At 66.9% G+C, this 13,193-nt stretch carries 13 protein-coding genes and 1 pseudogene; 1 reads left to right on the forward strand and 13 read right to left on the reverse strand.

Annotated elements, in window-relative coordinates:
* Positions 1-62: 62 nt before the first annotated feature.
* The 4 genes and pseudogenes from glp to RGUI_RS17655 form a co-directional block, all read right to left on the reverse strand.
* Positions 63-2,194 (reverse strand): annotated as a pseudogene (glp, locus tag RGUI_RS17640) (gephyrin-like molybdotransferase Glp).
* Positions 2,191-2,682, reverse strand: coding sequence for a molybdopterin-guanine dinucleotide biosynthesis protein B (mobB, locus tag RGUI_RS17645; protein WP_081535361.1), 492 nt, complete (start codon positions 2,680-2,682; stop codon positions 2,191-2,193). Before mobB ends, glp begins: the two are co-directional and overlap by 4 nt.
* Positions 2,679-3,296, reverse strand: coding sequence for a molybdenum cofactor guanylyltransferase MobA (gene mobA / locus RGUI_RS17650; protein ID WP_081535363.1), 618 nt, complete (start codon positions 3,294-3,296; stop codon positions 2,679-2,681). The genes mobB and mobA overlap by 4 nt, the downstream gene beginning before the upstream one ends.
* Complete coding sequence (locus tag RGUI_RS17655) at positions 3,289-4,167, reverse strand: formate dehydrogenase accessory sulfurtransferase FdhD (protein WP_156883020.1); 879 nt, start codon at positions 4,165-4,167, stop codon at positions 3,289-3,291. The genes mobA and RGUI_RS17655 overlap by 8 nt, the downstream gene beginning before the upstream one ends.
* 77 nt (positions 4,168-4,244) lie before the next feature.
* Between RGUI_RS17655 and RGUI_RS17660 the strand changes: the two genes are divergently transcribed.
* Positions 4,245-4,760 carry a DUF2478 domain-containing protein gene (locus tag RGUI_RS17660; protein ID WP_081535365.1) on the forward strand — a complete coding sequence of 172 codons (516 nt, stop codon included), beginning with the start codon at positions 4,245-4,247 and terminating at the stop codon, positions 4,758-4,760.
* 4 nt (positions 4,761-4,764) lie between these two features.
* Here RGUI_RS17660 and RGUI_RS22395 read toward each other — a convergent pair whose 3' ends face one another.
* The 9 genes from RGUI_RS22395 to RGUI_RS17700 form a co-directional block, all read right to left on the reverse strand.
* Positions 4,765-4,890 carry a hypothetical protein gene (locus tag RGUI_RS22395; RefSeq protein ID WP_256387859.1) on the reverse strand — a complete coding sequence of 42 codons (126 nt, stop codon included), beginning with the start codon at positions 4,888-4,890 and terminating at the stop codon, positions 4,765-4,767.
* A gap of 12 nt (positions 4,891-4,902) precedes the next feature.
* The gene (locus tag RGUI_RS17665; RefSeq protein WP_081535367.1) at positions 4,903-6,210 is read right to left on the reverse strand and encodes a c-type cytochrome; all 1,308 of its coding nucleotides are present in this window, start codon (positions 6,208-6,210) and stop codon (positions 4,903-4,905) included.
* Between the two features lie 4 nt (positions 6,211-6,214).
* On the reverse strand, positions 6,215-7,423 hold the full coding sequence (locus tag RGUI_RS17670) for a formate dehydrogenase subunit gamma (protein WP_081535369.1): 1,209 nt from the start codon (positions 7,421-7,423) through the stop codon (positions 6,215-6,217).
* An 86-nt stretch (positions 7,424-7,509) separates the two neighbouring features.
* A complete protein-coding gene (fdh3B, locus tag RGUI_RS17675) occupies positions 7,510-8,103 on the reverse strand; it encodes a formate dehydrogenase FDH3 subunit beta (RefSeq protein ID WP_081535371.1) in 594 nt (197 codons plus the stop codon).
* 14 nt (positions 8,104-8,117) lie between these two features.
* On the reverse strand, positions 8,118-11,015 hold the full coding sequence (locus RGUI_RS17680; protein WP_081535373.1) for a formate dehydrogenase subunit alpha: 2,898 nt from the start codon (positions 11,013-11,015) through the stop codon (positions 8,118-8,120).
* 54 nt (positions 11,016-11,069) lie between these two features.
* A complete protein-coding gene (locus RGUI_RS17685) occupies positions 11,070-11,261 on the reverse strand; it encodes a twin-arginine translocation pathway signal protein (RefSeq protein ID WP_253798600.1) in 192 nt (63 codons plus the stop codon).
* 52 nt (positions 11,262-11,313) lie between these two features.
* Positions 11,314-11,931: a molecular chaperone gene (locus RGUI_RS17690; RefSeq protein WP_371586949.1), complete on the reverse strand. Its 618-nt coding sequence runs from the start codon at positions 11,929-11,931 to the stop codon at positions 11,314-11,316.
* 105 nt (positions 11,932-12,036) lie between these two features.
* Positions 12,037-12,606, reverse strand: coding sequence for a DUF3306 domain-containing protein (locus RGUI_RS17695; RefSeq protein WP_081535379.1), 570 nt, complete (start codon positions 12,604-12,606; stop codon positions 12,037-12,039).
* Positions 12,603-13,175, reverse strand: coding sequence for a DUF3305 domain-containing protein (locus tag RGUI_RS17700; protein ID WP_253798602.1), 573 nt, complete (start codon positions 13,173-13,175; stop codon positions 12,603-12,605). Before RGUI_RS17700 ends, RGUI_RS17695 begins: the two co-directional genes overlap by 4 nt.
* Between the last annotated feature and the right edge of the window lie 18 nt (positions 13,176-13,193).

The following is a 13,193-nucleotide window of genomic DNA, read 5'->3' on the forward strand; positions in this document are numbered from 1 at the left end:
GTCTGGAGCGGGACGGTCCATGGACGGGAGCCGTCGGTAGCTGAGAACAAGGGCTGCGGCGGTCAGATCCCGAAGCTGGAATAGGGCAGGAACCGGACCGGGGTGCCGGGGGCGATCTCGGCCGCGTCGTCGGGCAGTTCCACCAGCCCGGTCGCCCAGGACAGCCCGCTGATCCGCCCCGAGCCTTCGGAGCGGAAGACCTCTGCCCGGCCGGCCCCGTCCAGCCGCGCGCGCAGATATTCCCGGCGTCCCGGCTTCTTGGCTTTCGTGAAGGCCGCCGGAACGGTAAAACCCTGCACCTCGGCCCAGCCGCTGCCCGCCATCAAGGATAGCGCCGGGCGGCCGAACACCAACGCGCAGACGAAGGCCGCAACCGGGTTGCCCGGCAGGCCGAAGACGGGCGTGCCCTGCCATAGCGCCAGCGCCAGGGGACGCCCCGGTTTCAGTGCGATCCGCCAGCTTGAGAGCGTCCCCCGGTCGCGTAGCAGGCGCGCGACGTGATCCTCATCCCCGGCCGAGGCCCCCCCCGAGGTCAGGATCACATCGGCGGTCTGCGCGCCCTTGTCGAAGCGCGCCGCGATCTCGGTCGGGTCATCGGGTGCATGGCCCAGATCGATGGGGTCGTATCCCCAGCGTTCTGCCAGCGACAGCAGCATCGGGCGGTTTGCGTCGAAGATGTGGTGGGGGCCGTCCGGCATCGTGCCGCCCGTGACCAGTTCGTCCCCGGTGGACAGGACGCCGACGCGCAGGCGGCGGTGCACCTGAACCTCTGCCACACCAAGGGCCGTCAGCAGGGCGATGTCGGGCGGGCGCAGCAGGTGACCGGCGGGCAGGGCGGGGGCGCCGGCCGCGACGTCCTCGCCAGCCTTGCGGGTGTTGGCCCCGGCGCGAATGGGGCCGTCGAATGCAACCGACAGGCCATCGGTGGCGGTGTCCTCTTCCAACACGACCGTATCCACGCCCGCGGGCAGGATCGCGCCGGTCAGGATGCGCACCGCGGCCCCGCCGGGACCACACCGTCGAAGGGCTGGCCCGCCGCCGCGCGGCCCGGCACAAGCGGCAGGCTTTGCGGGCCTGCCCCCGTCGCGGCATGGGCAAAGCCGTAGCCATCGACGGCGGAATTCGCTGCGGGCGGGTTGGAGCGTTGCGCGGTGGCCGCCTGTGCCAGCACCCGGCCCGCGGCGGCGGCGGTGTCGATCCGCTCCGTCCCGGTGATTGGATGCAAGGCCGCGCACAGCCGCGCCAGCGCGGTGTCGACCGGCACCCAGTCCACCCCTTGCGGCATGGCGAAACAGTCGTTCTTCAGACGCGGCGGGGTGAGCGTTTCGATTGAAGCGAGTTCCGTCAGCAGTTCCTTGTGACATGCGCCGATGATCCAGGCCTCTTCGGCAGCTTCGCGTGGCAGTCCGTCCATCATCTGCGAGAGCTTTTCGCTGGGTAGCCGAGCCAGAGCGAGGGACAGCAATCGCACCTGCTCTCGGTCGCGGATCGCGCAGTCGCCCAGTTCGGAGAGCCGTGTACTGACAGCCGGCTCGATGAGGCCCGGCCAGATCTCGGCCAGCACGATGGGCGCGTCCTGCACAGGCTCGAACGGCCAGACCGACACGCCGGGGCGGCGACGCAGACGCGCCAGCATCGGTAACCCCATCAGGATCTGACCGCCCACCGTTGGCGGAAAGAAGAGTTGAAAGCAACTTGAGGATGCCTGAGCAGCCATGTCGCAGGCACGACGTTCCGGGATGGCGTCATAGGCGATACCCTTTTTGCGATAGGGAATACCGGGCCAATCCTGTTCGTTCGGTTTGCCCCAGAACGGACCAAGGCCATCGAACGTCGCGTTGATCTCCTCTGCGACTTCAAAGCGGTTGTTCTTGCCGTCCGGCGCGTCCTCGATGCGGGTGGCGATCCAGTCCCAGAGTGCGAACGGATCGCTCTTGCCCGTCACGTGGCGGGCGAAGCCGCGGGGATAGCCGAACGGGAAGTCGAAGGTCAGGAGCATCCGCCGCCCGGCATCGCGTTCGGAGTCGATCAGGCCCTCCAGATGCACCTCGGCTGTCTGGCGGGTTCGGCAGTAGACAGGTTCCTGCGCGACACCTGCCCGCGCCACGCCCAGCCAAATCGCATCTTTCGATGGGTTCCTCGGACCGCGCTGCCCGGCCGACCAGTCCACAACCACGATGGTGTCGAACGTCACAGCCCCACCTCTGCCAGAATGAATTCGGCAATCGCCCCGGTGTCGTCCAGCGGCAGGACGGGGACCGGGGTATCGGGCGCGGCGTTCGAGGCCACGGCGCGGATTGTCGGGTTGTCATTCGCCAGCAGGGGCTGGCCGGTTGCGGCCCGGTGCGCCTCGACCTTTGGGTGCGGCGCGGTCTTGTAGCCTTCGATCAGCACCAGATCGACGGGGGAGAGGTGCGCCAGAAGGTCGGCCAAGGGCGGTTCCTCCGCCCCGCGCAATTCGTGCATCAGCGCCCAGCGCAGGGGGGAGGCCACCAGAACCTCCACCGCGCCCGCCTGACGGTGGCGATAGCTGTCGCGCCCGGGATGGTCGATCTCGGTCGCGTGGTGGGCGTGCTTGACGGTCGAGACGGTCAGGCCCCGGCCCGTGATCTCGGTCACCAGCCGTTCCATGAGGCCGGTCTTGCCGGAGTTCTTCCAGCCGGTGATACCGTAGAGCTTCACGCCGTCAGCCCCAGCAGACGCTCGGCCTCGTCGATATCCTCGGGCCGGTTGATATTGAAGAACGGATCGATTGGGGTCGTCGCGAATTCGGCCTCGCCCGCGCCGTGGGCGTCGGTCCATAGCACGACCTTGCGCAGGCCGCCCTCCAGCGCCGCGCGCAAATCCTCCCGCAGGGCGACGGGCCAGAGACCGAAGGTCGGTTGGCGCCATGTCTTGCCGGTTTCGTCCCGCGTCGCGGCCAATGCCAGACCGGCGGGGCTGCGGGCCGCCCAAAGCCGGTCTGCCAGATCGACCGGAAAGAACGGTGTATCGCCCGCGGCCGAGATCACATGGCTGGCCCCCAGCCCGGCGGCCCAGTCGAGTCCCGCCAGAACGCCCGCTAGCGGGCCGGGATGGTCGGGGATGCTGTCGGACAGGACCGGCAGCCCGTACCCTGCCAGCCGCGCCGGGTTGCCATTGGCGTTCAGCGCCAGCGGCGCGCATTGCGGTTTCATCCGCGCAATCACGTGGTCGAGGATGGCGCGGCCGCCAAGGGGGCGCAACGGCTTGTCCCCGCCGCCCATCCGGGTCGCGCGGCCGCCTGCAAGGATGACCGCCGGCAACCGCTCAGTCACGGTTCGCCGCCTTGCGCCGGTGGGCAGGGTCCTCGGTGGGCATTGCCGTTGGATCGGCGTCGAAGATCACCCGCTCGGCCCCCGACAGGCAGACGAAGCGCTGCCCCCGCAGCCGCCCGATCAGGGTCAGCCCGACCTGTTGCGCGATCTCCACCCCCCAGGCGGTAAAGCCGGAGCGGGAGGCGAGGACCGGGATGCCCATAAGCGCCGTCTTGATCACCATTTCCGAGGTCAGCCGACCCGTGGTGTAGAGGATCTTGTCGTCCGTCCGCGCGCTGCGGGTGAACATCCAACCCGCGATCTTGTCCACCGCATTGTGCCGCCCGACATCCTCCATGTAGATCAGCGGCCGGTCCCGCTCGCACAGCACCGTGCCGTGGATCGCGCCCGCGGTCAGGTAGAGCGAGGGCATGGTGTTGATCTGCCGGGCAAGGGCGTAAAGCCAGCTTGTACGCAATTCGGCGGGCGGCAGGCGCAGGCCCTCCAGCCCCTCCATCATGTCGCCAAAGACGGTGCCCACCGCGCAGCCGGAGGTGCGGGTTTTCTTCTTCACCTTCTCCTCATACCCGGTCTGGCGGGCGGTGCGGACGACGACGGTGTCTATGTCTTCGTCGTAGTCGACGCCTGTCACCTCGTCATCGTCGCGCAGCATGCCCTGATTGCGCAGGAATCCCAGTGCGAGATATTCGGGGTAATCGCCGATCGTCATGGCGGTGACGATTTCCTGGCCGTTGAGGAAGATGGTCAGCGGCCGTTCCTCGATCACCGGCAAGACCGTTGGTGCGCCGGTCTGGTCGATGCCGGTCACCGTTCGCGTCAGGCGCGCGTCCTGCGGCGTCGGGAAGATCGTCTCAGGCTGCGATGTCGGCATGGTTCCCATCCTGTCGGTCATATTGTATCCCTGAGACGTTCCGCGCAAGGGAGGCTGCGCCGGGGCAGGGGAGGACCATGCTGGCATTCTTTTCGACCGAGGGGCGCGGCGCGGCCGATGCGCTGATCGCCGGGGTGGCCGAACGGCTCCGGGCGGAGGGTGTGCGGCTGGCCGGGGCGGTGCAACGGAATATCGACCGGCCGGACAGGGCGCGGTGCGACATGGTCCTTGAGGTGCTGGACGGCACCGGCACGATCCCGATCAGCCAGAACCTGGGGGCGATGGCCACGGCCTGCCGTCTGGATCCCCGCGGTCTGGAACGGGCGGTCGGGCTGGCCGCTGCGGCGGTTGCGCGCGCGGATGTCGATCTGCTCATCGTGAACAAGTTCGGCAAGCAGGAGGCCGAGGGGCGCGGGTTTCGCCCCGTGATCGGCGAGGCGATGGCCGCGGGCCTGCCGGTGCTGACGACGGTGAACACCGAAAACCGGGCGGCCTTTCTGGCCTTCAGCGAGGGTATTGCCGAGGAACTGCCGCCCGATCCCGACCGGATCCTGGCGTGGTGTCGGGCTGCGGTGGGGCGCGCGACCGGGTGATCGGTCAGTCAAGCCGCACGCTGTCGCTGGTGTAACGTTCCTGCGTGGAATAGCCGTTCTGCTCCAGCACGTAATGCGCGCCGATGGCGATGGCGATGGTGGCGGCGAAGGCCAGAAACATGGCGCGCATGGGGTCCTCCGGTCAATCGGGTGCGGTTTCGCGTTTCAGGAACGCGATCAGGTCGGCCCGGTCCTCGGGCGCGGTGATCTTCTGCATCGGCATCTTGCTGCCGGGGGTGACGTGATCCGGCCCGATCTCGAACAGCTTGTCGATGGTGGCATCGGACCAGACGATGGAACTGTCGGCAAGGGCGGCGGAGTAGCTGTAGCCCGGATAGGTGCCCGCCCGCCGCCCGAACAGGCCATGCAGAGATGGGCCGGCGCGGCGCCCGCCATCGGGGGCAAGCGTGTGGCAGACCGAGCATTTGCGCAGGAACTGCCGCTCGCCATTCGAAACCTCGCCCGGCGCGGTGTGGAACCCGCGCCGTGTCTGGGCCATGGGGGCCGGATCGTCGTCTGTGTCCAGGGGCCAGAGAAAGGCCCGATCATCGATCCCGCCGGCGAGGATGCCCGCCCCGTCCCCCGCAAAGGCCAGCGCCCAGATGGGCCCGTTGACGGCGGCGCGGAAATCGTGGGCGACCGACCAGTCGGCGGTATCGACCACCATGATGTATCCTTCGCCATCGCCGATGGCGAGGCGGCTGCCATCGGGCGACCGGGCCAAGGCAAGGATCGGGCGGCGCCCCGCGGTCAGGTCGGCCAGCACCGCGCCGGTATCCGGGGCGACCACCACGGTTCCGCCGTCCACGGTGCCGAAGGCCAGCCATCCGGCCCCCTCGTCCAGCGCAAGAACGTTGATGCCGAACCCGTGCCGGACAATCCGGCGGACCGCGGTCCGGTGCTTGACGTCCCACAGGACGATCTTGCCGTCATACCCCGCGGAATAGATCTGCGCGCCCCCGGCGGCCCATGCCACGTCGTTGACCGGCCCGTCATGGTCCCCAAGCACCGCCAGCGATGTGCCGGTTTCGGCATCCCAAAGCCGTACCGTGCCGTCCCAGCTTGCCGAGGCGATCATCGATCCGTCCGGCGATGGCCGGGCGGTCATCACCTTGCCCTTGTGGCCGCCAAGCCGGTGCAGCACCCGTGCCGAGGCAAGATCCCAGATCAGAATGTCGAAATCGTCGCCCGCTGACACAGCCCGGTCGGTGCCAAGGAACGCCAGGGCATTGACCGCCGCGGCGTGCCCCTCCAGCCACCGGGGTGGGGTGTCGCGCCCGATTTCCCACAGACCCACGGAGTAGTCGAAGCTGGCGGTCAGCGCGCGGGTGCCGTCCGGCGACACCGCCACGCCCATCACCGGGCCGCCATGGCCGTCGAAGCTGCGAAACCCCTCTGCCCCTGCGGGGGCGGCGAGCATCGCAGACAGGATCAACATGCGCAGCGCCATGGATCTATTCGGCGGGGCTTTGTTTCGAACCGTCGAACAGGCGCCCCTCTTCTTCCTCCATCTCCTCCACCCACAGCTTGTGGTGATCGTTGGCCCAGTTGAGATCGACCTTGCCATTGCCCATGGCCGAGAACGCGCCCTGCATGCCCACAGTGCCGATATAGATATGGCCGGTGGTCAGGGCCATCAGGCCGAAGGCTGCCAGGACATGCCAAAGCTGGGCGAACTGCATCTCTTCCTGCGGGGAAAGTTGCGTGGGGAACGGGTCGAGGCCCAGCAGCCCGGGGATACCGATATCGTTCAGCACCGCGAAGGTCGGTGCGAAAAGCGGGAACTCGAACGGGAAGATCAGCGAAATGCCGGAGGCGGAGACCGACCCACCCAGCAGGATCACCGTCCAGAACAGGATCTTCTGCCCGGCGTTGAATTTCTTGGCGGGCGGGTGTTTCGACCCGAACAGGCCGCCTCCTTCCGCAAACCACTGGACATCGATCTTGCGGGGGATGTTGTGATGCACCCAGAACAGGAACACCATCACAAGGGCCAGCATGAAGGCCCAACTGACATTGTTATGGGTCAGCTTGGCGTAATGGGCGATCTGGGCATAGGTCTCCTTTCCGATGACGGGCATGAACCATGTTCGCCCGAACAGCAGCAAGAGCCCCGTCGCGCCCAGAAGCATCAGCGAGCCCGCCAGCATCCAGTGGGCGAACCGTTCGATGGCGGTGAAGCGCACGATCTTGATGCCCGACATGCCGCCCGAGACGCGGATCCGGCCACGGAGCAGGTAGAACAGGGCCAGGAAGGTCACCAGCCCGATCCAGAAGAAAAACCCCCAGTTCGAAAGCCGCCCCTCGCGGAATTTCAGCCACCACATGCCGCGATCCTGCATCACCACGCGGGCCTGTGCACCCCCGGCGGAGACCTGCACATCGGCGGTGCCGAAGCGCAGCGCCTCCCACACCTCCGAATCCGACGGGCCGCCGCGGGTGCCAAGCTGGGTACCGATCCCGGCCGCCTGTCCCGCGGCACTGTCGAAATCGCGCGGTGCGCGCGGGTCGTGCTGCCCCGCCTGCCGGGCAAGGATGTCGTCAAGCGTCTGGCGATGGGGGGCGGGGGTGTCGGGGGGCGTCTCTACCGGTTGCGCCGCGGCCCCGATGGCCAGCGCCAGGATCAACAGACCCGCGCAAAACATCTGTTCCAGCCGTTTCATCGGGTTTCTCCCTTAAAGACCATCAGGGGGCACACACGCGGCGCGCCCCCTCATGCCCAGTTCCCATCCGGTGTCAGGCGCGGCGATCAGTTGCCCTTCTGATCATAGGCGGTGCCCCAGCCCCATGCGCCGGAGCCGAAGCCGCGGGCGACCACCCGTTCGCGGTAGATGGCCGACACATCGTCCCCGTCACCCGCCAGGAGCGCCTTGGTCGCGCACATCTCTGCGCAGATCGGCAGCTTGCCCTCGGCGATCCGGTTGCGGCCGTATTTCTGGAACTCGGCCTCGGACATGTCCTTTTCCGGGCCGCCGGCGCAGAAGGTACATTTGTCCATCTTGCCGCGCGAGCCGAAATTGCCGGCCTGCGGGTATTGCGGCGCGCCGAAGGGGCAGGCGTAGAAGCAGTAGCCGCAGCCGATGCACAGGTCCTTGGAGTGCAGGACGATGCCGTCCTCGGTCTGGTAGAAGCAGTCGACCGGGCAAACCGCCATGCAGGGCGCATCGGAACAATGCATGCAGGCCACCGAGATCGAGCGTTCGCCGGGCTTGCCGTCCTGGATCGTCACCACCCGGCGCCGGTTGATGCCCCAGGGCACCTCATGCTCGTTCTTGCAGGCGGTCACGCAGGCGTTGCACTCGATGCAGCGTTCCGCGTCACAGAGGAATTTCGCTCTTGCCATCTCTCAGTCCTCCCTCAAGCGGCCCAGATCTTGCAGAGCGTGGCCTTGGTCTCCTGCATCTGCGTGACGGAGTCGTAGCCATAGGTCTGCGCGGTGTTGGTGGATTCCCCAAGCACGTAAGGATCGGCCCCCTTGGGATATTTCGAGCGCCGGTCCTCGCCCTGCCAGTAGCCGCCGAAGTGGAACGGCATGAAGGCAACGCCGGGCGCCACCCGCTCGGTGACCATGGCCTTGACGCGGACCTTGCCCTTTTCGGGGCCCTCGACCCAGACATCGGCGCCGTCGCGGATGCCGATATCGTTCGCGGTGCGCGGGTTCACCTCGATGAACATCTCCTGCTGCAACTCGGCCAGCCACGGGTTCGAGCGGGTCTCATCGCCGCCGCCCTCGTATTCGACCAGCCGGCCGGAGGTCAGGATGATCGGGTAGTCCTCGGAGAAGTCATTGCTCTGGATCGAGGCATACATGGTCGGCACCCGCCAGAACTTCTTGTCGTCATAGGTCGGGTAGTCGGCCACCAGATCGCGCCGGTTGGAATAGAGCGGTTCGCGGTGCAGCGGCACCGGGTCGGGGAAGGTCCAGACCACGGCGCGGGCCTTTGCGTTGCCGTAGGGCGCGCAGCCATGCTTGATCGCGACCCGCTGGATGCCGCCCGAAAGGTCGGTCTTCCAGTTGGTCTTGGGGCCTGCGATGCCGTCGATGGTGGCGCGTTCCTCTGCCGTCAGGTCGCCATCCCAGCCCAGATCCATCAGCATCTGCATGGTGAATTCCGGGTAGCCGTCCTGAATTTCCGACCCCACGGGGGCCACGCCCTCGGCCAGCAGGTTGTCGCCGTTGCGTTCGACGCCAAACCGCGCGCGGAAGCCCATGCCGCCATCCTTCACCGGCAGCGAGATGTCGTAAAGGTTGGCCGAGCCCGGATGCCCCATTTCGGCGGTGCCCCAGCAGGGCCACGGCATGCCGTAGTAGTCGCCATCGGCCGGGCCGCCCAGCGCGCGCAGCGTCGTGCGGTCGAAGGTGTGCTGGTTTTCCATGTGCAGGCGCATCCGCTCCGGGCTTTGGCCGGTATAGCCGATGGTCCACATGCCGCGGTTGAACTCCCGCGTGATATCCTCCACCAGCGGCTCGTCGCCATTCACCGCGATGTTGCGGAAGAGCCGGTCGGAGAAGCCGAACTTGTCGGCGAAGAGCTTCATGATCGTGTGGTCGGGTTTGCACTCGAAGAGCGGTTCCACCACCTTCTCGCGCCACTGGATCGAGCGGTTGGAGGCCGTCACCGATCCGTAGGTTTCGAACTGCGTCGCGGCGGGCAGCAGGTACACCCCGTCGGTGCGGTCCTGCATGATCGCGCTGACCGTGGGATAGGGATCGATGACGACCATCAGGTCGAGCATCTCCATCGCCTTTTTCATGTCGGGCAGGCGGGTTTGCGAGTTCGGCGCATGGCCCCAGAACACCATCGCGCGGGTGTTGTCGGGCTGGTCGATGTTCTCTTTCGCCTCAAGCACGCCGTCGATCCAGCGGGACACGGGGATGCCGGTCTCGTTGATCATCATCCGGTCCTTGCCATCGGCACCTGCGCCGGGCATCACGTTGAACCGGCCGCGCAGCCAGTCCTCGTCTTCCTCCCAGACGCGGGCCCAGTGGCTCCACGATCCGTCGGCCAGACCGTAATAACCCGGCAGCGTATCGGCCAGAACACCCAGATCGGTTGCGCCCTGCACGTTGTCATGGCCGCGGAAGATGTTGGTGCCGCCCCCCGCCGTGCCCATGTTCCCCAGCGCAAGCTGAAGGATGCAATAGGCGCGGGTGTTGTTGTTGCCGTTGGTATGCTGGGTGCCGCCCATGCACCAGATGACCGTGCCGGGGCGGTTGTTGGCCAAGGTCCGCGCGACCCGTTCCATCTGAGAGCCGGGAACGCCGGTGACGCGCTCCACTTCCTCCGGATCCCAGCGGGCGACCTCTTCGCGGATCTGATCCATGCCCCAGACGCGGGTGCGGATGAATTCCTTGTCCTCCCAGCCATTTTCGAAGATGTGCCAGAGGATGCCCCAGACCAGCGCCACATCGCTGCCGGGCCGGAAGCGGACATATTCGTCGGCATGGGCCGCGGTGCGGGTAAAGCGCGGATCGCAGACGATCAGGGGCGCGTTGTTCTCTTCCTTCGACTTCAGCACATGCAGCAGCGACACGGGATGCGCCTCGGCCGGGTTGCCGCCGATGATGAAGATCGCCTTTGACTTGTGGATATCGTTGTAGGAGTTGGTCATGGCGCCGTAGCCCCATGTATTGGCCACCCCGGCCACGGTGGTCGAATGGCAGATCCGCGCCTGATGGTCGATGTTGTTGGTGCCCCAATAGGCGGCAAACTTGCGCAAGAGGTAGGCCTGCTCGTTCGAATGCTTGGCCGAACCCAGCCAATAGACGCTGTCAGGCCCGCTTTCCTCGCGGATCGCCAGCATCTGGTCGCCGATCTCATTGATCGCATCTTCCCAAGTGACGCGGGTCCATTCACCGCCGACAAGCTTCATCGGGTATTTCAGCCGCCGTTCCCCATGGGCATGTTCGCGCACCGCCGCGCCCTTGGCGCAATGGGCGCCCAGGTTGAACGGGCTGTCCCAGCCGGGTTCCTGCCCGATCCAGACGCCGTTCTGGACCTCGGCGATCACCGTGCATCCGACAGAGCAATGGGTGCAGATCGACTTGACGTTGGTGACCGCCGTCGCCGCCGTGGTCTGGGCGTTTGCCTTCGTGACCGTGCCCCCGGTGGTGCCCAGCGCGGCAAGCCCGCCGATGGCAAGGCCGGAGGTCCGCAGGAACGACCGGCGGTCGACCCGTGCCTCGGACGCGCGGTCCAAAAGCCCGTTGGCCCGGTTGCGTGCGGGCGCTGTCGTGGTCTTCTTTCTCAGCATGGACTCCTCCCTTGCCGGGCCCCCGGTCCCGGCGCTGTTCCCGGTTGTTCCGCCTTAGAAGCGGGCGCTGTCCAGATAGGCCCGGACATGCGCGGTCTTGCGCAACCCGGTGACTTCGGGCGTGTCTTCGGCCGCCTCGGCCTCGGTTCCGCTGACCGCCGTCACGGCCACGGCCGGCGCTGCGGTCGCGGCAAGGGCAAGGAACGTGCGCCGCCCCTTGTCGGTGGGTATGTCGGAATCGTTCACGTCCGTGTCCTCCCTTTTCCGCATGCCCCGCTTCCCGACGGGGCCTGTCGCGTCATGCGGGTTCTGCCGCGGCAAGGCGAAAGGCCTCTCTCTCGATCTCGATGAAGCTCTTCCCGATGGCCCCGACGGGGGCATAGAAGAACGAGGCCTCCGCCCCTTCCAGATCGGTGAAGAACGGCCCCGCCCATGGGGCAATGTGCCGGTTGAAAAAGTCGCGCTGTGCGGACAGGGACGCCGGGGCACCGAACCGCCCCGCGATCAGGAATCCCATCATCTCGCACAGGCTGGCGATGTTGTCCTCGGGCTCATAGACATTCGGCGCGCGCTCGATGCCCAGTCGCGCCATGTCCTGCCGCAACAGCGCCAGCGGTTTTTCATTCAGAAAGCCCGTCATGTAGAAACTGGCATAGGGCACCAGTTCGCCGCGGCCGAGCCCGATGAAAAGCCGATTGAATTCTCGCTCGACGGCACCTGCATCGACGGTGTGGGCAACCTTGGACAATGCGATGGCGCCTCGACCGAGGGGGGTATCATCGCCTGTCAGGCCCCGCAGCTTTGTTATCAGCGCTCCATCGGCGGGTCGGGCCAGTACCGACGCGAGCAGATCGTAAAGACCTGCCCTCAGCATGTCTTCCTCTGCAACGTCGGGGTTTTCGGTGCGCTGCGGCACGAAACCAGTCCTCCCCATCTCCGGCTGTCCGGGATTTTGATCGAGTCTAAGAGGCAACCTTGCCGTTTATCAAGAAAATCTTCCGGGGGCCTCGGCGGGTGGCAATCACGCTTCGAACCGGAAATGCATGCGGCGGCGGGGGGCGGGGCTGTCGGACTCTTGCAGAATTTGTCGTTCTGTTACGTCCTCTGCGGCAGCGGTGAAATCTTCGCCGGGATCCGCATCGCCGGTGGCGGTGTCTGCGGCGACGTCTTTTTCGGAGGGTGCCGTGTCGGCGGTGGAGGGTTCCGTAGCGTCAGCAATGTCTTGCACGAATCCCAGCCCCACCCGATAGGCCGTCTGCAACAGGCCCGGGGCGACGGAATCGCCGGTGAAGTCGGTATCGTAGTCGTTCAGCCCGTCCAGATTCGCCAGAACCGGGTTCGACCGCCACAGCCGGCGCAGGGCGCGGCGGCGCAGATGCTCGGGCACGGCCTCGCGCAGGAATGCCGAGAAATCGTCGCCGGGTTGCAACAGGTCCGGATCGGTCAGGCCGAGGTCTTGCAGGATTTCGGCATCGTCGCGGTCGTCTAGTTCGGCCGGGGGGGCAGTTTCTGTCGGCTCCGCCAGCTCCACGCCTCCGGCGCGCTTGGTGCGCGACCAGCGGGACAGAAAGCCGTCGGAATCCCCGGTCATGACTGCCCGCCGCGGAGCGAGGCCGGAGAGCGGTAGACATCGGCCCCCTGCCGGATCCGCGCGTCGCCTTTGCCGTCTTCGGTCTGCGCCTCCACATGCGGGCGGCGCTTGCGCTTGACGAAGGTCTCCTCGACATGATGGCGGGCGCAGAAATCGGCGATCCACGCCTTCAGCCCCTCGGGCATCGGCACAGGTTCGACGATGTCCTCGCCATTGTCGGTGTGGTCCTGCGCGGCATAGGCCGAGGCGGTGACGGCGACGACCTCGGGCCGATCATCGGCACCGCCGTTGGCCCGCAGGATCACGAAGACCGACGGCGGGGTGGCGTTCAGCGATACGAGGTATCCTTCGGTTTCCGCGCGATGCAATTCCATCGGCACGGTGGCGGCGTGAAATTCTGCGGTGTCGCCTTCGCGCCGCAGTTCGGTCCAGTGTCCCGGGCCGCCGCCGGGTGTCACCGCCACGGCGCGCCACGCCCATTTGGCCCAGCGGGTGACACCGGGACTTTGGCGCAGGACGACGCCGACCGGCATCGTCGCCGTGCGGGCCTCGGCCACCTTGTCGTTCATCTTGTCCTCCCGCCCCTG

The sequence above is a fragment of the Rhodovulum sp. P5 genome (assembly GCF_002079305.1).
Lineage (GTDB): Bacteria > Pseudomonadota > Alphaproteobacteria > Rhodobacterales > Rhodobacteraceae > Rhodovulum.

Bases quoted from the DNA above. Each gene is read 5' to 3' on its own strand.
- RGUI_RS17655 (WP_156883020.1), bottom strand. From the start codon at position 4,167: ATGCCGACATCGCAGCCTGAGACGATCTTCCCGACGCCGCAGGACGCG.
- RGUI_RS17660 (WP_081535365.1), top strand. From the start codon at position 4,245: ATGCTGGCATTCTTTTCGACCGAGGGGCGCGGCGCGGCCGATGCGCTG.
- RGUI_RS22395 (WP_256387859.1), bottom strand. From the start codon at position 4,890: ATGCGCGCCATGTTTCTGGCCTTCGCCGCCACCATCGCCATCGCCATC.
- RGUI_RS17665 (WP_081535367.1), bottom strand. From the start codon at position 6,210: ATGGCGCTGCGCATGTTGATCCTGTCTGCGATGCTCGCCGCCCCCGCA.
- RGUI_RS17670 (WP_081535369.1), bottom strand. From the start codon at position 7,423: ATGAAACGGCTGGAACAGATGTTTTGCGCGGGTCTGTTGATCCTGGCG.
- fdh3B (WP_081535371.1), bottom strand. From the start codon at position 8,103: ATGGCAAGAGCGAAATTCCTCTGTGACGCGGAACGCTGCATCGAGTGC.
- RGUI_RS17680 (WP_081535373.1), bottom strand. From the start codon at position 11,015: ATGCTGAGAAAGAAGACCACGACAGCGCCCGCACGCAACCGGGCCAAC.
- RGUI_RS17695 (WP_081535379.1), bottom strand. From the start codon at position 12,606: ATGACCGGGGATTCCGACGGCTTTCTGTCCCGCTGGTCGCGCACCAAG.
- RGUI_RS17700 (WP_253798602.1), bottom strand. From the start codon at position 13,175: ATGAACGACAAGGTGGCCGAGGCCCGCACGGCGACGATGCCGGTCGGC.